Annotated in this window: 13 protein-coding genes; 5 read left to right on the top strand and 8 right to left on the bottom strand. The window is 61.5% G+C overall.

The annotated features are described in order from the left end of the window. Window positions 1-156: 156 nt before the first annotated feature. Both mnxG and ACIPIZ_RS14770 read right to left on the bottom strand, forming a co-directional pair. On the bottom strand, window positions 157-5,988 hold the full coding sequence (mnxG, locus tag ACIPIZ_RS14775) for a manganese-oxidizing multicopper oxidase MnxG (protein ID WP_401165862.1): 5,832 nt from the start codon (window positions 5,986-5,988) through the stop codon (window positions 157-159). A 199-nt stretch (window positions 5,989-6,187) separates the two neighbouring features. Then, complete coding sequence (locus ACIPIZ_RS14770; protein ID WP_401165860.1) at window positions 6,188-6,796, bottom strand: lytic transglycosylase domain-containing protein; 609 nt, start codon at window positions 6,794-6,796, stop codon at window positions 6,188-6,190. 206 nt (window positions 6,797-7,002) lie between these two features. Here ACIPIZ_RS14770 and gspG point away from each other — a divergent pair, with 206 nt between their 5' ends. From gspG to ACIPIZ_RS14755, 3 genes are all read left to right on the top strand, one after another. Further along, entirely contained in the window at window positions 7,003-7,431 is a 429-nt protein-coding gene (gene gspG / locus ACIPIZ_RS14765; RefSeq protein WP_105709037.1) for a type II secretion system major pseudopilin GspG, read from the top strand. Between the two features lie 14 nt (window positions 7,432-7,445). Beyond that, a complete protein-coding gene (locus ACIPIZ_RS14760) occupies window positions 7,446-8,633 on the top strand; it encodes a type II secretion system F family protein (protein ID WP_253482754.1) in 1,188 nt (395 codons plus the stop codon). 74 nt (window positions 8,634-8,707) lie between these two features. Then, window positions 8,708-9,184, top strand: a complete 477-nt coding sequence (locus ACIPIZ_RS14755; RefSeq protein ID WP_401165857.1) for a hypothetical protein — start codon at window positions 8,708-8,710, stop codon at window positions 9,182-9,184. A gap of 267 nt (window positions 9,185-9,451) precedes the next feature. Here ACIPIZ_RS14755 and ACIPIZ_RS14750 read toward each other — a convergent pair whose 3' ends face one another. Next, window positions 9,452-10,351, bottom strand: coding sequence for a LysR family transcriptional regulator (locus ACIPIZ_RS14750; RefSeq protein ID WP_064392600.1), 900 nt, complete (start codon window positions 10,349-10,351; stop codon window positions 9,452-9,454). Window positions 10,352-10,510: 159 nt separating this feature from the next. Between ACIPIZ_RS14750 and ACIPIZ_RS14745 the strand changes: the two genes are divergently transcribed. Continuing rightward, a complete protein-coding gene (locus tag ACIPIZ_RS14745) occupies window positions 10,511-11,533 on the top strand; it encodes an alpha/beta hydrolase (protein ID WP_401165855.1) in 1,023 nt (340 codons plus the stop codon). Between the two features lie 108 nt (window positions 11,534-11,641). Then, window positions 11,642-13,069, top strand: a complete 1,428-nt coding sequence (locus ACIPIZ_RS14740; RefSeq protein ID WP_401165853.1) for a mechanosensitive ion channel domain-containing protein — start codon at window positions 11,642-11,644, stop codon at window positions 13,067-13,069. Between the two features lie 347 nt (window positions 13,070-13,416). Here ACIPIZ_RS14740 and ycaC read toward each other — a convergent pair whose 3' ends face one another. From ycaC to ACIPIZ_RS14715, 5 genes are all read right to left on the bottom strand, one after another. Continuing rightward, window positions 13,417-14,040 carry an isochorismate family cysteine hydrolase YcaC gene (gene ycaC, locus ACIPIZ_RS14735; protein WP_007913541.1) on the bottom strand — a complete coding sequence of 208 codons (624 nt, stop codon included), beginning with the start codon at window positions 14,038-14,040 and terminating at the stop codon, window positions 13,417-13,419. A gap of 71 nt (window positions 14,041-14,111) precedes the next feature. Beyond that, window positions 14,112-15,950 carry an amidohydrolase gene (locus tag ACIPIZ_RS14730; protein WP_008079742.1) on the bottom strand — a complete coding sequence of 613 codons (1,839 nt, stop codon included), beginning with the start codon at window positions 15,948-15,950 and terminating at the stop codon, window positions 14,112-14,114. 43 nt (window positions 15,951-15,993) lie between these two features. Continuing rightward, window positions 15,994-16,620 carry an antibiotic biosynthesis monooxygenase gene (locus ACIPIZ_RS14725; protein WP_064392594.1) on the bottom strand — a complete coding sequence of 209 codons (627 nt, stop codon included), beginning with the start codon at window positions 16,618-16,620 and terminating at the stop codon, window positions 15,994-15,996. Continuing rightward, on the bottom strand, window positions 16,613-17,029 hold the full coding sequence (locus ACIPIZ_RS14720) for a DoxX family protein (protein WP_064392591.1): 417 nt from the start codon (window positions 17,027-17,029) through the stop codon (window positions 16,613-16,615). The genes ACIPIZ_RS14725 and ACIPIZ_RS14720 overlap by 8 nt, the downstream gene beginning before the upstream one ends. Window positions 17,030-17,182: 153 nt before the next feature. Beyond that, window positions 17,183-20,068 carry an RCC1 domain-containing protein gene (locus ACIPIZ_RS14715; protein WP_401165850.1) on the bottom strand — a complete coding sequence of 962 codons (2,886 nt, stop codon included), beginning with the start codon at window positions 20,066-20,068 and terminating at the stop codon, window positions 17,183-17,185. Window positions 20,069-20,093: the final 25 nt, after the last annotated feature.

Raw genomic sequence — 20,093 nt, 5'->3', positions numbered from 1 at the left:
TTCCTACCGCATCCTCACTGCCCACCACCGGCCCCTGTAGGAGTGAGCCTGCTCGCGATAGCGTCATCTGCCTCACCATCCGAAACCGAGTAGCCCCAATCGCGAGCAGGCTCACTCCTACAGGGGATTTGCATCCACCGGGACATTACCGTTCCGCTACTGCCCCTGCGGCGCCGGTTCCGGTTCGTTGGTCACCCGCAGCAGTCCCCATAATCCGGAGGTGTTGCCGTAGGCCCCGTAGTCGCGGAACAGGTAATCCCCCGGGATCGCATTGCTGCCGCCGGCGCTGGGGATCATGAAGCTGAAGTGCGCGGCCGGCAGGATGCTTTCGTGGGCGCCGATGTACATCGACATCGGGTTGTAGCCGAAGCGCACCGAGCCGACGCCCGGCGAGCCCATCGGATAACCACCGGTGTCGCTCTTCTCGGCCTGGAACGGGTTCACCGACCAGACGTGCCCGTCGAGCTGGAACGTAGTGCCGCGACTGCCACCGCTCGGCATCAAAATATGCGTACGCAACGGCTGCCCCGGTTTGGCGTAGAGCACCGGGGTCTGCGGATCGCCACCGACCAGCGCATTGCTGTAAGCCATGTGCGCATTGACCATGTCGCCGTAACCCGCGCCATCGGCATGACCAAACGGTGCATCCGGGGCGAGGCCGAAGCGGTACCACAGCGGTTCGGTCTTGTAGTTGATCGCCATGCTCGAGTTGTCCTGCGGATCGGTCGGCACGCCGAAGCCCTCAGCAGCGATCCCTTCCACCGGCCGGCCATTGGCCCAACGGGTGTTCAACGCCTTGTGCCAGACCATCGCAAAGTCGCGGTAGCTGGTTTGCCCAGGTGCCGTCACCGTAGCGTTGACCTTGCGCGCATCATCAACCCAGGTCGCGCCGATCGGCAGAATGCTCATCGCCCCGCCAAGGCCTTTTTGCGGTTGCTTGATCACGTCCGCCGGGGTGATGTTCAAGCCGCCGAACTCCACCGCCGTGGCATTGATGTTGTCGACGCTGCGGCCCAGTTGAGTCACCGGTTTGCCTTCACGCTCCAGGTGCCCGGCGTAGTACTGATAAGTACGGGTCGGGTACGCGCCGTTGCTGCCGACACGCGGTGGCACGGTCTGGATCGGGTTGGCACCGACGTTGGCGCCGTCGGATTTGGTGATGTCATACGCCAGCAACTGCGCGTGCAGACCGACGTGGCTGGACGGCCGCATGAGGTTGTTACTGAAGGTGGTCGAACCCAGACCACTGTTGCGATCACGCTTGACCATGCCCTGCATCACGGCAGTCTGGGTCAGGTCAGGCATCACGCTCGGTAGACGGTTTTCCAGAGTGATGTTGATGCAATCCCCCGCTGCCGCACGCAGCACCAGCGGTTCGACCGGGATGCCGGGTTTGAGCTTGCCGCTGACCGGATCGAGATCAGATTTACGCACATAGAGGATCGCGGTCGGGTCATGCAGCGGCCCGCTCTGCCCGCCGATGGTGATGGTTTCGCCATCCTCCGGATCGGTCACGGTGACCTGCGGAATGCTCACCGTGCGCGAGTTCAGCACCAGGGTGCCACCCGCCGGATTCAGCGGCCCGCCGACATGCTGGCCAAGCCCTTCGGGATCGCCGATGGTCAGCCCCAGCGTATTGCCGAGGATGTCATTGGCCAGCGCCGCGACCACTTCATAGTTGCGCTGCACAGTGGGCCGAGTGCCAATGCCGTTAGGGTTGGCGCCATAGCGCGGGCAACTGCCCTCGAACGCTACGGTGTTGCGCATGCCCGCCGGGCTCGGGTTGTTCGGGATGGCGAACAGGTCGGCGCGTTTGGCGGTGTAGTTGCGCATCACGCCCCAGATACCGCTCCAGTAGCCTTCGATCGAAGCGTCCATCGAGTACAGATAGTCGCCCGTGGTCGCCGCCGAACTGGACAGCATCGACACCGGCGCAATAAAGCCCATCTGCTCGGAGATGCCGATCATCTGCGACGCACGCCAGCCGGAGTTGGAGCTGTTGCCGAAACCGGAACCGCTCTGCAGCCATTTCACACCGTGCAGGGTGACGTTGTGCTCTTCTTCATGGCCGCCGGCATGCACCCGCAGCCGCACGTTGTCGCCGGTGTAAGTGCGCAGCATCGGTGTGAACGGATCGCCCGGTTCGGCGCCGCCCTTGTTGATGTGCGGCGGGAACAGCGTGGTGCCGCCGGTGGGTCCGGTCGCCGAGGTGAGCAGATTCGGCGCCAGGTTCATCGCCGGGATCGCCCGGTCGGTGCGGCTTTGCATGGCGAACGACAGATCGCCGCCGAGGCCGTCGGCCTGCATGCCGCGCTTGCCGTCCGGGCCGACCTTGTTCGGGTCATACACACGCAGGGCCAGCGGTTCGTTGCGATAGTTGACGACGAACATGCCCGGATCATCCACCGAAATCGCCTGTGGACATGGCCGGCTCGGGCAGCCCGGAACCTGACCGCCCTGCACTTCCAGCACGCCCTCAAGCAGGTTGCTGGCGTTGTTGCGCACTGGCGGGTTGATTGCGTAGCGGAAGCTGTCGGCGGTGGCCGGGAACGCCTGCGCATTCGGCACACCGTTAGGCCCGGCACCGACATAGACGCCAGCTTCATAGGCGTGCTGGAAGTCGCTGTACTCGAGGAAAAACTCGCGGAAGCTGTCGTTCTTGCCGTCGCCATCGAGGTCACCGGTGTTGATCACCGCTTGCCACGACGTCGGCCCACCGTCTTGACGCGCGCCGCTATAGAGAGGCTCGCCGGTTTCGGCGTGGAACCAGGTGGAACCGGCCGGCTCGGCGAGCACAGTCGCGTACAGACCGATCTGTTGATGCGTCGATGGGCCTAAGTGGTCGTGGGTGAAGATCGTGCCGAGGCCGCGATCGACGCCTTTTGCATTGACCACCGGATCGACGAACCAACGCTGCATCGCCGTGCGCGCACCGACCCAATCGGCGCGGCCGTACTGACCGAAGAACGGATGGTTCTTGGCTTTCGGGCAGGCCTGGGTGCCGTCACGTGGATCGGTGCCGGCGCACTGATTGAATTCGCGGATCGCGTGAATGCGTTCCTGCACGGCGCCCGGCGAGAGCACGCCATCCTCGTAGTTCCAGCCGTTGGACGAGCCGTCCGCCGAGGTCAGATCCCACTTCGGCAAGTGAATGTGCTGGCCGATCACATCGGTCGGCGTGCGCACCTGATAGTCGTCCATCTCGTAGGTGGCCGGCACCAGGTTGGTTTGCTGGTATTGCACGCAATCGAAGGTGTTCATGCGCATTACCAGCGGCTCTGGCGGACGCTGCTTGGTGATCACCGGCCAGGCGTCTTCCCACAGCGCCAGAATGCGCGCTTGCGGGAAGTGATAACCGACCTTGTTGTACACCGCGTCGAACTGAATGTTGGCGGCTTTGTAGATGCGTGGGCGATCGGCGGTGAAGCTCGAGGCGCCGACAAAGGACATGCCGTCGATGCGTTCACCGCTGGCGAACTCACCGCTGCCAGCGCTGGCGGTCAGGCGTTTTTGCCGATCGTCCATGCACGGCTCGTAGTACGGCGCGCCGGCCATCGGCAAAGCGCCATTGGTGCGGAACGCTTTGGCGACCACTTGATTGCCGGGCAGCAAGGCATAGCTTGGATGGTCTTTTTTCGCGTGGAAGGCCATCGCCGCCTGTTCGACTTCGGTGCCTTCTTCCGGCAGGTAAATCGGTTTGGCGCGGGTGACTTCCTTGGAGAAATCCAGCGAAGTGGTCACGGTGTGCGCCTCGCCACCGGCCGCGACCCCGTCGAGTGCATGACGCTGCAAGCCGCCATCCCAACCGCCAGACTGCGCCGGGTCAAGGTTGGCCCACAGCGCTTTGCCGCTGGCCTTCAAAGACTGCGCGGTGGCGGCGTCGAGCATGTCCAGCGGTGGGGTTGGCGGACGTTGGCCGACCGAACTTTCCATGCCGCCGATCCAGAACGGATAGCCAGGGTTTTTCAGGCTGCCGTCAGCGTTGCGGTTGGCTTCGCTGCGATCAACCAGCGCCAGCGAGCCGATGGCTTGACCGCCGGCGTTGCCGCCATGGTGTTCGCCGTCGTCGTCGCCCTCTTCTTCGTCATCGTCGTCATTGCCGGCGATCAGGGTTTCGCCGATTTTCGGCACCACCACGACTTTGCCCGGCATTGGCGCCATGGCTTTGCCCGGCAGCGGCACAATCGCCGGAATCGGTGTACCGGCAACGATTTCGCCGTCAGGCAAGGCGCGCGCGCCGGCCGCCGGTTTGCCGCTGCGCAAGGCAAACGGTTCGCTGTGGTAACCGTCGGCGCCTTGCTGCGAAACGTCGAGTCGAGTGCCTTCTTCGAACACATCGTGCACCCGCCACATGGCCCACATGCCCTGGGCGAAGTGCGGATAGAAATGGCAGTGATAGATCGCATCGCCGGCCACGCGGTTGCGGTTGCCCGAACCACCGTTGGCGATTTCATAGGTGTAACCGGCGCCCGGGCCGATGCCTTGCGCGTCGACGTAATCGGAGTTGTCGTCGTTGGGGTTGAACAGCCACTGATGGCCGTGCAAGTGGAAGATGTGCTGCTCGTGACCATTGTGGGTATTGCGGAATTTGACGAAGTCACCGATGTAGCTGTGGTTGACGTTCGACGGCTCCGACGGATACAGGGCCATGGTGGCTTTCACACCGATCTGATCGGCGCGCGGTATCTGGCCGGGGGCGATGTTCTCAAGCCCGGTGTTGGCCGGCACATCCACCAGCATCGCCACATCGCCGACGGTGTGCGAGCTGAGGAAGAATTCTTCATAGGCGCACGACAGGCAATCGTGCATCGGCCCCACACCCAAGCGGTTGGCGACCACTTCGGCGCCCATGCCGCCGGAGCCGTAGTTGATCATGAACGAGTCGCGGGTCGGCTCCAGCACATGGGCCATCACCGGGTCGGCCCAGTACGCGGGGAACGCTTGGGTGGCGGCGGTTTCGTCCTGGAACTGCGAGGCAAAATCGCGGAACGCTTCGAGGCGGTTGGGGATCGCCGGGTTGCGTTTTCCCACCGATTCCAGCGGATAAGTGCTGGACGGGAAGCTGCCGTCGGCGTTGCTGCCCATGACAATCGCATCGCTTTCGCTGGAGATGATTTCGTTGCCGTCGACCATGCCGATGATCGGCGTACCGGCCTTGCCTTCGCGCAACCAAGGTTCGCGTTGCGGGTAGCGCGCCTGGTAATCAACGATCGGTTGGCCAGTGGGTGCGCGGCCCGTGGTGGCCAGGCGCATTTCTTCTTCGGTGAGGGTATTGCGATAGGTGCGACCGCCCTTGGGCAACACGACGACCTGGCCGAACAGACCATTGGCGACGTTGCCGGCCGCGCCCTCGCCGCCAAACGTCGCGCCACGGCTGCTGACGGCAAACGCGCCTTCACGTTCGGCGTACAAGGTGTAAGAACGACTCGCACCCGGTGGCACCAACGTATTGGCGTTCCGCCCGGTGAACGAAGAAATGTCATCAATGCTGTTCACCGCTTGCAGGCCGTTGACCTGGAAACCGACGTGACGATCCGCCACCTGCTCATCGACTTTGAAGTCTTCGGCGCCGTTGGCGTTTTCCGCGCCCTCTTCTTCGCCCTCGTTTTCAAAGTGCTTGTTCGGGTTGGCCTGATAGTCGAGCAGGTTCTGCAGATTGATCGTCAGGCAATCACCGGCAGCCACGCGCAGCACCAACGGCCGTGGGCGCTTGTCCGGGCGCAGCGAGACTTTGCCCGGCACTGCGGCGCCGCCGTACGCCAGCGACTGCTCATGCTCATCCACCACGTCGCGACGCAGGGCGAACATCATGCCGTTGATGTTCTGCGCACCGAGGCGGTTGAACATCAGTGGCTGATCGAAGGCGACGACGTTGGCCACCAGGTTGCGCTCGCAACGTACGGCCGCGCCGGCCAGCTCGACGCTGAGCATCGAGGCCAGAATCAGCAGCCAGTTAATCAGGGACGGAGCGTGAGGGAAGCCAGCCATGATCAGGAACCTCGTAGTGGGTGCTCGTGGGAACACTTCTCGACAAATGCCTCGGAGCAATCCGCGTGCCACAAAAAATTGCTTTAATGTTCAGTCAGTTACCGCGACCACTTGAGAATCCGGGGAATATTCCCCACCCCTATTCCCCACTTTTCGGGTCTATCCGGTTTGCCCCGAAAGTGGGGAAACCGGGTTGGGGTCACAACGGCGCGTCCATCGCCAGGCCCTGCAGACGCCGGTACTGACGCAACACATTCGGTACATAACGCTGGGTTTCGGCGAACGGCGGAATTACCCGGCCACGGCTGAGCACCGCGTCGGGGCCGGCGTTGTAAGCCGCTACGGCGAGGGCGATGTCGTTGTCGAACAGGGTCATCAGGCGCTTGAGGTATTTGGCCCCGCCCTGGATGTTGGCCTTGGGGTCGTAGACGTCGGTCACCCCCAACTCCCGTGCGGTGTCGGGCATCAATTGCATGAGCCCGCCGGCGCCTTTGGGCGACGTGGCGCCGGGGTTGTAATGGGACTCGGCGTTGATCACCGCGTGCAGCAATGCTTCAGGCAACTGATTGACTTTGGCGGCTGCCGAAACCAGTTCCGCGTAGGGCTGGTTGGCGATCATTTGCGGCTGCTGATCGAGGCTGACCACAGTGGCTTCAGCTTCGCGGATCACCCGTTCGTAGGTGCGTCCGGGCCGGTGCACGTTGGACAGTACATAGCTGCCCTTGGCGTCCACCGAGATGAACACATCGGCCTGCGCGGCGCCGCTGAGCAGCACACATCCGAGCAATCCGCTGGCGAAAAATTTCATGTCGGGCCTCCCCGGATCGACCCCGATAAATTGGGGGAAATGCCCCAATGGCCGATCACGTTTGAGCCATACGCAAGCACTGTGCCGACTCTTGAGATGCCCGGATCACAAGGGCTTCAGCCAATCAGGTGATTTTCAGTGGGGGCTGAGCATGGCAATTGCATAAGCCCTTCTGGCGACACGGCTGCCACTCACGGGAGGTCATCATGAAGCTGCAATTTCGTCCGCGTAGCCAACGCGGTTTTACCCTGCTCGAATTGCTCGTGGTGCTGGTGGTGCTCGGCCTGTTGGCCGGGATCGTCGCGCCGAAATACTTCGCCCAACTCGGCCGCTCGGAAGTGAAAGTGGCCAAGGCGCAGATCGAAGGGCTGAGCAAGGCACTGGACATCTATCGACTGGAAGTCGGCCATTACCCGTCCACCGAACAGGGCTTGCAGGCCTTGGTCACCGCACCCAGCGACGAGGCGAAATGGACCGGCCCGTACCTGCAGAAAAAGCTGCCGCAGGATCCGTGGGGGCGTAACTACGCCTACCGCTATCCCGGCGAAAACAGCGAGTACGACTTGCTGTCGATGGGCAAGGACGGCCAGCCCGGCGGCGAAGGCGAAAACGCTGAAGTGACCAACTGGCAGTGAGCGGAGCGCGGCCCATGCGATTTCATTTGAAAGCGGTCGGCAAGGCTGGCGTGGTGTCCTTGAGTGTGGAAGCGCCGGGTGACAGCGAGGCGCGGCGGATCGCCGAGGACCAAGGTTTGCGCGTGCTCAGCTCGCACGCCGACAAGCATTGGCGTTCGCTGAAACTGCGCCAGCGCGAGACCTTCAACCTGGTGTTGTTCAGCCAGGAACTGACCACTTTGCTCAATGCCGGCCTCCCGTTGATCGATGCGCTGGAAAGCCTCGCCGAAAAAGAAACTGCTCCCGCTGCCCGGAAAACCTTGAGTGAGCTGGTGCGCCTGCTGTACGAGGGCAAATCCTTCTCCCAGGCGTTGGGCCAGTTGTCGGCAGTGTTCCCGCCGCTGTACGTGGCGCTGGTGCAATCCAGCGAAAAGACCGGCGCGGTCGGCGATGCGCTGGGGCGCTACGTCAGCTATCGCCAGCGCATGGACGAGGTGCGGCAGAAGATCATCAGCGCCTCGATCTACCCGATGCTGTTGCTGGTGGTCGGCGGTGGCGTGGTGTTGTTCTTGATGGGTTATGTGGTGCCGCGTTTCAGCCTGGTGTTTGAAGGCTTGGGCGATAACCTGCCGTGGCTGTCGCAGGTGTTGATGAGCAGCGGCATGTTTCTGCATGCGCATCAGGCTGAATTTTTCGGTGCATTGGCAGCGATTGTCATCGCCCTCGCCGTGCTGCAAAAGCAACCGGCGTTTCGCCGTGGGCTGGATCGGCTGGTGGAGAAACTGCCTGCCGTGCATCAACGGATTTTCATGTATGAACTGGCGCGATTTTATCGTTCGCTGGGGATTCTGCTGCAAGGCGGGATTCCGCTGGTGACCGCCATGGGCATGGTGCGCGGTTTGCTCACCGTGGCTTCACGCGTGCGCCTGGACCAGGCCTGCGAGCGGGTGCGCGAGGGGCAATCGTTGTCTACCGCGCTGGAACTCAATCACCTGGTGACGCCGGTGTCCCTGCGCCTGCTGCGCGCCGGTGAACAGTCGGGCAACCTCGGGCAGATGATGGAGCGCAGCGCCGACTTCTATGACGAGGAAATCAGCCGCTGGCTGGAGTGGTTCGTGAAGTTGTTCGAACCGCTGTTGATGACGTTTATCGGCCTGCTGATCGGGGTCATCGTGATCCTGATGTACATCCCGATTTTCGAACTGGCTTCGAGTATTCACTGACTCCGGGAACGGGTCCGGGCCCTGTAACAAGGCACTTTTACGTTCCCAACAAGACCACAAAGACGGAGAACGATATGCACATTAAAAAGCTCATGCTCGCAATGGCCATCGGCGCAGTTCTGTCGGCGTCTACGGTACTGATTCCGGATAGCTTGTCCGGGGTTTCCAGTGCTTATGCCAAGGATGGCGGGAGTGGTGGTGGAGGGAGTGGCGGTGGCGGTGGCGGCAGTCACGGTGGAAATGGCGGTGGCAGCGGTGGAAATGGTGGAAGCGGAAGCGGTGGCGGTGGCAGTCACGGCGGAGGCGGTAATAGCGGCAGCGGTGGCGGCGGGAACAGTGGCCACAGCGGCAGCGACCACGGCACCGGTCACTCAGGCAACAGCGCCTCCTCCGGCCGCAACGGTACGCACGCCGAAGCGGGAGATGACCATGGCGTCCACCGCGCGGGTGAAGTCGGTGATGATCGTGGCGTGCATGCTGCAAGCGAAGTCGGCGATGATCGTGGCGTACATGTCGGCGGCGAGCCGGGCGATGACAAGCGCGCCAACTGATCCATCCTGAAAACACCACACCCCCTGTGGGAGCTGGCTTGCCAGCGATGAGGCCGGGTCAGACAAAATTCTATTGCCTGACACACCGCCATCGCTGGCAAGCCAGCTCCCACAGGGTTTTGTGGCGTTTACATATTCCGCAGACAACCATAATCCCAATGTAGGAGTGAGCCTGCTCGCGATAGCGGTCATTCAGACACTGAAGCTGTGACAGACAGAATGCTATCGCGAGCAGGCTCACTCCTACAGTTTTGATCTGCGTAAGGCTCAGAGGGCGACGTGGCTCTCGTTCAGGCGTTCACGCAAAAACTCGACCAACGCCTGCACCGGTCTGGAGGCTTGGCGGTGTTGCGGGTAAACGGCTGAAAGTGTCAGCGGTTCCGGGCGCAAATCATCCAGCACCGGCACCAACCGGCCGTCTTTCAACGCCGCGCCGACAATGAACGTCGGCAGATAAGTAATGCCCATCCCCTGCACCGCCGCATCCCTGAGCAACTCGCCGTTGTTCACGCGCATGCGTCCGGTGACATTGACCAACAACGGCTTGCCCTGCCCCGCGTTGAAGCGCCACTGCACCGAACGACTATGCCCGTACGGCAAACAGTCATGGCTATGCAGGTCTTCCGGCTCGAGGGGCGTGCCGCGTTCAGCCAGATACGCCGGGCTGGCGCAGTACACCCGTTCGATCGAAGCGATGCGCCGGGCAATCAGCGTCGAGTCTTCGAGCACGCCAATGCGCAACGCCAAGTCGTAGCCCTCGCCGAGCAAATCCACCGGCCGATCACTCAGATCGACCTCCACCGTGACCTCGCGATAGCGCTGCAAAAACATCGGCAGCAGGCAACCCAGATGCGCCACGGCAAACGACAGCGGCGCACTCAAGCGGATCGTTCCGCGCGGCTCGGCAGTCTGCCCGGCGATGCCCTGCTCCACTTGCTCGACTTCGCCCAACAGCCGCAGCGCCGATTCGTAATAGCTCTGCCCCAGTGGCGTGACGTCCAGACGCCGGGTCGAGCGGTTCAACAACCGCACGCCAAGACGCTCTTCCAGTTGCATCAAGCGTCGGCTGACGAACTGCTTGGACAGGCCCAGTTGATCGGCCGCTGAGGTAAAGCTGCCGGAGTCCATGACCTGGCAAAAAATACGCATGTCTTCGAACGGGTTCATTGTCACTCTCTGGTGGACAGTTAAACGCTTTATAGCCGCTTTTTCACTTTCAAGCAGCTCATTAATCTGTGCTCACGGTGTTGCTGAGGCCTGAAGCCCAGCGCCACAGCAGCCCGCAACTCAGGCAAAAAATCAAAATTATTCAAAAGGATTTCCACCATGAACATCGTCAAGAAAACCCTCACCGCTTCCCTCCTCGCCCTTTCCGTCAGCAGCGCTTTTGCCGCCGGCAGCCCTGGCGTGGAACACAACACCCAAGCCTTCCTCAACGCCCTCGCCGCCGGCGGTGGCAAACCCCTTGAGCAACTGAGCCCGAAAGACGCCCGTGCGGTACTGACCGGCGCGCAGGCTTCGGTGAAGGTGGACTTGTCCGGCGTTGAAGTCAGCGACAAAGCGATCAAGGTCGATGGCCAGACGATCAACCTGAAAGTGGTGCGGCCGGCCAAGGTCAAAGGCGAGTTGCCGGTGTTCATGTTCTTCCACGGTGGCGGCTGGGTGCTCGGTGATTATCCGACGCATCAGCGCTTGATTCGTGATCTGGTGGTGGGTTCCGGTGCCGTCGCAGTGTATGTCGATTACACGCCGTCGCCGGAAGCGCAGTACCCGACCGCAATCAACCAGGCCTACGCCGCGACCAAATGGGTGGCTGAGCACGGCAAGGACATCGGTGTCGACGGCAAGCGCTTGGCGGTAGCGGGCAACAGCGTCGGCGGCAACATGGCGGCGGTCGTGGCGTTGATGGCCAAGGAACAGAAAACCCCGGCGCTGCGCTTCCAGTTGCTGATGTGGCCAGTGACCAACGCGCAGTTCGATGACGGTTCGTACCAGCAATTCGCCGAGGGTCACTTCCTCACCAAAGGCATGATGCAGTGGTTCTGGGACAACTACACCACCAACCCGGCCGAGCGTGCGCAGATCCATGCCTCGCCGCTGAACGCCAGCGCCGAACAGCTCAAAGGCTTGCCTGCTGCACTGGTGCAGACCGCCGAGTTCGACGTGCTGCGTGATGAAGGCGAAGGCTATGCGCGGCACCTCGATGCGGCCGGTGTGGCGGTGACCTCGGTACGTTACAACGGGATGATTCATGACTTCGGCCTGCTCAATCCGCTGAGCCAGATTCCTGAGGTGAAAGCGGCCGTGCGTCAGGCGGCGGCTGAGTTGAAAACCCACTTGCAGCCTTAACGGCAGAAGATCGCAGCCTTCGGCAGCTCCTACATGGGAATACGTTCTCCTGTAGGAGCTGCCGCAGGCTGCGATCTTTTTATTGGCAGACACTGCGGAGCTTCGGTCATGACCCTTTTCTACACTCACCTGCTGTCCTGGAGCGCCGCCCTGCTGCTGCTCGACGCGGTACTTTGGCACTTCTCGCCCTTCACCCATCGCGCCCCGCGAGTGGGTGTGCGGCTGGTGCTGTTTCTGGCGTTCACGGCGCTGGTGATCAACGCCGGTGTCAGTCCGTTGCAAGCGCCGGTGTTCGTCGATGACCGGGTCGCACAACTGGGCGCGACGGCACTGGGGATTCTCTGGTGGCTGTACGCTGCGCGGGTGCTGACCGAAGTCATCGGCCTGGCGCTGATGCGTCGTATCGGCCACAGCGGTCGCTTGCTGCAAGATGTGATCGGCGCCTTGGTGTTTTTGATCGCCACGGTCGCAGCGGCAGGTTACGTGCTGGAGCTGCCGGTGAAAGGCTTGCTGGCGACCTCCGGCGTGGTCGCCATCGTCGTTGGTCTGGCCCTGCAAAGCACCTTGGCCGATGTGTTTTCCGGGATCGTGCTCAACACCACCAAGCCTTATCAGGTGGACGATCTGGTGATGATCGACGGCGTCGAAGGCAAGGTCTTCGACATCGACTGGCGCGCCACGCACTTGCTGACCAGCGCCGGAACCATGGCCGTGGTGCCGAACTCGGTGGCGGCCAAGGCGAAAATCGTCAACCTCAGTCGCCCGAACAACATGCATGGCGTGTCGATCAGCATCAGAGTGCCGAACCACATTCGTCCGCGCCGAGTGCTCGATGCGCTCGACCGCACCTTGCAGGGCAGCAGCAGTTTGCTCCTTAGCCCGGCGCCAAAGGCCGTTTTGAAAGAGGCCGGCGAAACCATGTCGGAATACGTGGCCAGCGGTTTCATTGCTGAGCTGGGCAAGAAAAGCGAGGTGCGTAATCAGTTGTTCGACCTCGCCCACCGGCACCTTGAAGCCGCAGGCATTTCCCGGCATCCCGACGGTGTGATCGAACCCTCGACCCGCGCCCGTGCGCTGCTCGATGAAGTGAAAATCTTCCGTTCGCTGAACAGCGAGGAACGTGATCGGCTCGCCGAGTCGATGGTCGCGCAGCAATACACGGCGGGCCAGGTGGTGCTGGATCTCGACGAAGTGCCGGACAGTCTGTTTGTGATTGCCACTGGCGTGGTCAGCGCGACCGTGCCGGACGGCGACAGCAAAATCGAGGCCGGGCGCATGGGGCCGAGTGAGGTCATGGGTGAACAGAGCATTCTGGCGGATACGCCGTCGCAGGCGACGTTCACGGCGCTGACGTCGAGCATCATTTATCGCCTCGACAAGAACCTGACTCGTGAGTGCATGGAAAAGCGCACGGAGGTGGGTCGGGCGTTGAATAAATTGCAGGCGGTGCGTCAACAGAACAGTCGCCTCGCGTTGATGGCCAAGCCGGTGGCGGTGAGGAAAGGCGGGTTTCTGGGTTGGTTGCAAAAGCGTTGATGCGAGGATTTTAAGATCAAGAGCCTACCCCCTCACCCCAACCCTCCCGAAACGTCGGACCGCCCCCAAGGGGGCGAGGGGGAAAGGGAGCAGACCGCATGCAATCCAGAACCTGAGTTCGGCTCGGTATTGCACGTCGGCGTACCTTGAAAGAACCCCTCGGTCAGTCCCCTCTCCCCAAGATCTCAGAGGAAAAGGGAGCCGATCTTCAAGCTGTTCAAAACTGAAGTTCGGCTCGGTATCGCACGTCGGCGTATATCGAGAGAACCCCTCGGTCAGTCCCCTCTCCCTCCGGGAGAGGGTTAGGCGGGCGGCGTTCCGATGAGGGGCTCTTCAAGATCAGCCGATTACTTGGCAGTGAACTTGGTATAGCTGTTGATCAAATTACGATAGTTCGGCAGACGCTCCGACAGCAAATGCGCCAGACCTTCCATGTCGTTGCGCCAGTCACCCTGCAGCTCGCACGCCACCGAGAACCAGTTCAGCAGGTGTGCACCCGCCGCCGACATCCGCGCCCACGCCGCTTGCTGCACGGTAGTGTTGAAGGTGCCCGACGAGTCAGTCACCACAAACACTTCGTAACCTTCAGCAATGGCCGACAAGGTCGGGAACGCTACACAAACGTCAGTCACCACACCGGCAATGATCAGTTGTTTGCGACCGGTGGCCTTGATCGCCTTGACGAAGTCTTCGTTGTCCCAGGCATTGATCTGGCCCGGACGCTGAATGAACGGCGCATCCGGGAACTGCTCACGCAATTCAGGCACGATCGGGCCGTTCGGGCCGGCGTCGAAACTGGTGGTCAGAATGGTCGGCAGCTTGAAGAACTTGGCGATGTCGCCCAGCGCCAGCACGTTGTTCTTGAATTCGTTCGGGGTGAAATCCTGGACCAGCGAAATCAGGCCGGTCTGGTGATCGACCAGCAGCACAACCGCATCATCTTTGTTCAGACGTGTGTAAGGAACGCTCATGGGAAAACTCCTGGATGGACGGATGGATGAAGCGTGAGGCGCCGACCGGATGGCCGACGCTTCAGGGGAAATCAGAAGGCGAAGCAGGAACAGCCAAACGCGCCCCAGAAACCGGCGAAGTCGCTGACCGGCGCGTTCGACATTCGCGCCTTTTCATGGCTGTGGGTGTGCACGGCGCACGGACCGCTGCATTGGTGAACCTGCGCCTGCAACGGCGAATTCGGCCGCCAGTGGCCCGGAACCTTCACCACCGGCGACCAGTCCGGCAGCACCGGAATCGAACGCGGGCCGAGGTCTTCGAAGTCGCCAGCGGCGTAGACAATCTTGCCGCCGACCACGGTCATGACCGACTCGATCCACTTGATCGCTTCTTCTTCGACATGGAAGAAGTCCGCGCTCAGCGCCGCCAGATCCGCCAGTTGCCCGACCTTGATCTGGCCTTTCTTGCCCTGCTCCGAGGAGAACCAGGCGCTGCCGTGGGTGAACAGTTCCAGCGCGGTGGTGCGCGGCAGACCTTCTTCATACAGCGCCAGACCGCCGACGGTACGACCGCTGACCATCCAGTACAGCGAGGTCCACGGGTTGTAGCTCGAAACCCGCGTCGCATCGGTGCCCGCACCGACCGGAACACCTTCGGCGAGCATGCGTTTGATCGGCGGAGTCGCTTCGGCGGCTTGCTTGCCGTAGCGGTCGACAAAGTACTCGCCCTGGAACGCCATGCGATCCTGAATCGCGATGCCGCCGCCCAACGCTTTCACGCGCTCGATGTTTTGCGGGGTGATGGTTTCAGCGTGGTCGAAAAACCAAGGCAAACCGTTGAACGGAATGTCGCGGTTGACCTTCTCGAACACGTCGAGCATGCGGCTGATCGATTCGTTGTAAGTGGCGTGCAAACGGAACGGCCAGCGCTGTTCGACCAAATGGCGCACCACCGGCTCCAGCTCTTCTTCCATGGTTTGCGGCAGATCGGGACGCGGCTCGAGGAAGTCTTCAAAGTCCGCCGCCGAGAACACCAGCATCTCGCCGGCGCCGTTGTGGCGCAGGTAGTCGTCGCCCTGATGCAACTTGACGCTGCCGGTCCAGTTCTGAAAGTCGCTCAGTTCTTCTTTCGGCTTTTGGGTGAACAGGTTGTAGGCGATGCGCACGGTCAACTGGTCGTCTTTGGCCAGCTGCTCGATCACCTGATAATCGTCCGGGTAGTTCTGGAAACCACCGCCGGCATCGATTGCACTGGTCAGGCCAAGGCGATTGAGTTCGCGCATGAACTGGCGGGTCGAGTTGACCTGATATTCCAGCGGCAGCTTCGGCCCTTTGGCCAGCGTCGAGTACAGGATCATTGCGTTCGGCCGTGCGACCAGCATGCCGGTCGGGTTGCCGTTGCTGTCGCGGACGATCTCGCCACCCGGCGGATTCGGCGTGTCGCGGGTGTAACCGGCCACACGCAGGGCGGCGCGGTTGAGCAAGGCGCGGTCATACAAGTGCAGGATGAACACCGGGGTGTCCGGCGCGGCCTGGTTGATTTCTTCCAGGGTCGGCATGCGTTTTTCGGCGAACTGGAACTCGTTCCAGCCCCCGACCACACGCACCCATTGCGGCGTCGGTGTGCGGTCGGCCTGATCCTTGAGCATGCGCAACGCATCGGCCAGCGACGGCACGCCTTCCCAACGCAGTTCGAGGTTGTAGTTCAAACCGCCACGGATCAGGTGCAGGTGCGAGTCGTTGAGGCCAGGGATGACGCAGCGGCCGTGCATATCGACCACTTGCGTGTTCGGCCCGCGCAGGGCCATGGCCTGGTTGTCGTTGCCGACGACGACGAAGCGGCCGTCGGTGATGGCCACGGCACTGGCCAGTGGTTTGGTGCGGTCTACGGTATGAAACTGGCCATTGAATAAAATCAGATCGGCGCTCATCGCAGTTCCTCAAGCAAAGTGAAAAGGAGCAAACCCCGCGCGCTCAGCGCGGCGAGGTTTCTTGGGAATCGAGGTGTTCATGGGCCTGGCTGGCTTCGAGCCACGGCGTAAACAAACGGGTGACCGGCGGCATCACCACGTACACCACCGACAGGACGATGGTCAGGGTGATCAGGAATGTGGCGACCACGTAGTTGGAAAGAATCGGATGCAGCGCCAGCAGCGGCCCCCAGATCAGCGGCACGAGCAAGGTGTGCGGCAGAATCACCAGCAGCGTGACCACGGCCTGCTTCCAGCGCGGCGGCGGCGAAGCGGCATCGGCCAGTGGGGTAAACCAGAATTCATTGACCGGCGCGACTTCGGTCTGATCGCCATCAGCCAGCATTGGCGCGGCTTCGGCGACCAGCGCCTGACGCTGCGGCGATTCCAGCCAGCCTTGCATCGCTTCGGTGGAACTGAAGCGCAGCACGCAGGTGTAAAAGTCGAGACGGCCGCGCTTGCCGCGCACCACATCAACGCCCAGATGCCCTTCGCGTTGCCCCGCAACACGGACGATATTGCGCAGCCAGGCCTCGTATGCCGACTCGAAACCGGCCTTGACCCGGTGTTTGATGATCAACGTGACCGTCTCATCGGCCCCCGGTACTTGTGGATTGAGGACTTCAGGCATAACGCAACACTCCGGGCAAACGAACAGAAATCGCCAGCCGTCCCGGCCCGGCGATCAACACAGTGGTAAACAGGATCAACAGCAACCAGCCGAACTGCCCCTCGGCCACACTCCATTGCGGATGCACGACCAGCAGCGCCACCAGCAGCACAAAGAGAATAGGCACGCAGGCCAATCGCGCCAGTAATCCGGCGACGATCAGTAACGGACAGACGACTTCGGCGAAGATCGCCAGGATCAACGTGAGGTGGGCACCGAGGTGGAACGGGTCTTCGATCAGTTGCAGCTGTGCGGTGAAGTCCAGCAGCTTGGGCAAGCCGTGAACCCACAGCAGAAACAGCCCGCCGCTGGCCCGCAGGAACAGCAGACCGAGGTCGCGCGCCCGTTCATTCTGTTGCGAAGTGTTCATGACCTCACGCCCTTGAATTCTTATCGAACGCAATGATGCCGAGGCCGGGAGGGGAAAACTTGAATGTACGTGCTCTCTTTAAAGTGAAAGCCTCAACCGGTACAGGCGCTGCCGAAAGCTGCAGCAACGCCTGTATCGTCAGCGGTCTGATGGCTAAACGAGGTAATAGGAAAGCTGGCGGAACAGTTGATCCTGAACCGCATCACTATTCCCTCCGCCCCCCGCGAGTCCGGCGGTCACCACTCTGCCGTCAGCCGTCAGGAAGGCGAATGCCTGGGCGTTACCGGTAATCGCCCTGACGCTTGTCAATTGACTGGCAACTGAACGGACATCGCCCCCCCAAACCGGATTGCCGAAAGCATCGGCTGTGCCGTCGGCATACAACACCGCATAGGCACCATTGGTACTGGCGATCTGCATGATGTCGTCCCGCCGCGCCACGGTGTCCGGAACCCTGCCGCCTTGGTCCTGATCGCCCCATGTATCGATCCTGTTGCTGTCCAGGCGTAACGCAAAACCATAGCCGCCGCCAATGAGTTCGATGACGTTGGTGTAGGCGGAAATTCGCGACGGCACCAGGCCACCTGCGGCCGGATTACCCCACGCGGCAACTCGCCCGCTGGACAGCCGCACCGCGAACGAAGACCCGGAGCTGGTCACTTCGACAATATTGGTGAGTCGGGCAATGTCGGCGGGCACCTCCCCTCCAGAACGCCCCTCCCCCCAACCCATTACCGTGCCATTGGCTCTGAGCGCCACGCAGGCGTTGTGGTTGCAGGTGACTGCGACGATGTCGCGCAGCGCGGCGATCTCTGCGGGCAAGGCGCCACCAAAACGCGCATCGCCCCAGGCGACAATTTGCCCACTGGCGAGCAACGCCACGAATGCCGAGACCGTCGCAAAAACGCTGACGACAGTGCTGAGCCGCGCGATGGCCGCCGGTACTGCCCCGCCAAAGCGGGCGTCGCCCCATGCCTGCACTTGACCGTTGGCGCGAATGACCGCGAAGCCATAGCCGCCGGGTGTGACGTTGATGACGTCGGTCAAGCGCGAAACTTCGGCGGACACCACACCACCGAAACCGGCGTCTCCCCAGCCGACGACAGAACCATTAGCGCGCAATGCCGCAATAGCCCGTGCACCACCGAACACCTCAGTGATATCGCGCAGTGCAGCAATGGCAGGCGGCAGAATTCCCCCGTAGCCGCGATCGCCCCATGCCACCAGACTGTCGGAATCCCTCAGGGCGACAAGCACCCCATGTACTTCGCGAGGCGTAGCGGGATCACCCCACCCGTTGCCGAAGATATTGGCACGTTGCAACACCACCTGATATCCAGCGCTGCCAACCCGAAGCAAACGTCGGGGTTGGACATCATCGAAACGCTGACCTCGAAACTGCCGGCTATCGCCTTCGTACTGCCACACTGTTTCCATCGGCTGGAGACTGACCGGATCAAGCGCCGACAGAATCCGCGAACTGCCTTTATTCGACCAGTACCTGACCGTGGTCCCGCGTGAGCCAATGACCAGAGGCACAACGAGACTCGGTGCTTCACTGATGAAAACCGACAACGATGGCGATTCGAATATCCGGCCATTGCGCAGTAACAAGAAATGAAGCTTGACCGGTTTACCGCTGTTCGCTGCGATGAAGGCCAGATCCAGAGAAAAGTTGGCCCGGCTGTTGGCGTTCAGAGGCTTCGCTTCAAACACTGGCGATCCTGCGCCGGGAGCGCCTTCGACAATCAGCTGAACCGTATCGCCCGGCTGAAACCCAAGAACTTCAACCTGCCCGTTCGCCCCTTGAAGGTTGGCAGGATCCGTTGGATCGAGCACGCCGTTGACAGACTTCTGCAATCGCGGCGGTTGCAGCTCCGGCAAGCCTTCGCCCACCACCCGTGCCGTAGCGGTGCTGGAAATGCCGAGCAGCACACCGTTACGCAATACCTGATAAAACCCACTTACCGCATCACCGGAAATCACTTGGTCATTGGCCACTTGCAAGATGACGGGCTTGAGCTGTCCGAAATCGTCGGCTTCGATTTTGCCGTCAACCACTACGTCCGGCTGACCTGCGACCTGGGAGCGATAGGTTGCCCGAATGATGTCGTCTGAGCGCAGACGGATGTCGACGGTGCGTACAATCAACAGCAGCGGGTTTTTACCGAGTTTCTCCCGGTCAATGATTTCCGAGACATCGCCGCTGTCCGCCTGGCTCTCCCGAAAGATCAGGGGCGCGAACCGGGTACCCTCCAGATTTTCGTCGACGATCTGCGAAGCCGACCAGAGCGCATCGGGATCGACGGTGTTACCAAGTTGATCGGTGACGGTAAAAGCGAACTCCAATGTCTGGTCCGGCCGCTTGGCGCTGTCGAGAAAGGCCCGGGTCACGGGGAAACAAACGGTGATGGGAACGGCCGATCCCGGATTGGGCGGCGGTAGCGCCTCAGTCGGCTTGACGGTGTAATTTAGAAGGCTAGCGTTGCACTTCAAGGTAATCACGTCGTAAGCCCGGCAATACGGATAACTGACGCAAACCTGAGCACTGGTAAAGTCCGCTCCAACGCCCTTGAGAATGGCATCGGGCAACACCAAGTGCAGTTCGCTATGGCCTTCGACTGTGGGCTGGGTGTCCTTGAGTCCTGGGCGAATCTTGTTGTACAGCGCGGTCAGATTCGGCGAGGTGGCGATGTTCTGACTACCGCGCACGATATTGAAGAACACCCGATTGACCAGGTCGAAAGACAGCCGTCCATTCGGAATGCGCAGAAAAATGACTGCATTGACGTCAGAGATGATTTGACTGTCCAGCAATGCCGACTCACCCTCGCGAAACAGTTGAATGACGTCCCCTGGATTTATCGATCCACTGGCAATCGGGTCAACGCGGACCGTTGCCCCGAGCCCGTCGGCGACCTGATCGGATATTTTCAACGGTATGCCAACGTCTGCGCCCACCACCGAGTGGTCGGCCTCAGGGATGTCGGGTGGAAAAAGTGCCAACACGCTGGTGTCGCTGGATCGGGACGTACTCATGTGCCAGGTTCCTGTGCAGTGAGGT

Origin of the sequence: Pseudomonas sp. NPDC087690 (genome assembly GCF_044743175.1) — a bacterium.
Taxonomy (GTDB): Bacteria; Pseudomonadota; Gammaproteobacteria; order Pseudomonadales; family Pseudomonadaceae; genus Aquipseudomonas.
The sequence above is the reverse complement of the archived record's forward strand: the minus strand, read 5'-3'. Positions and strand labels throughout refer to the sequence as shown.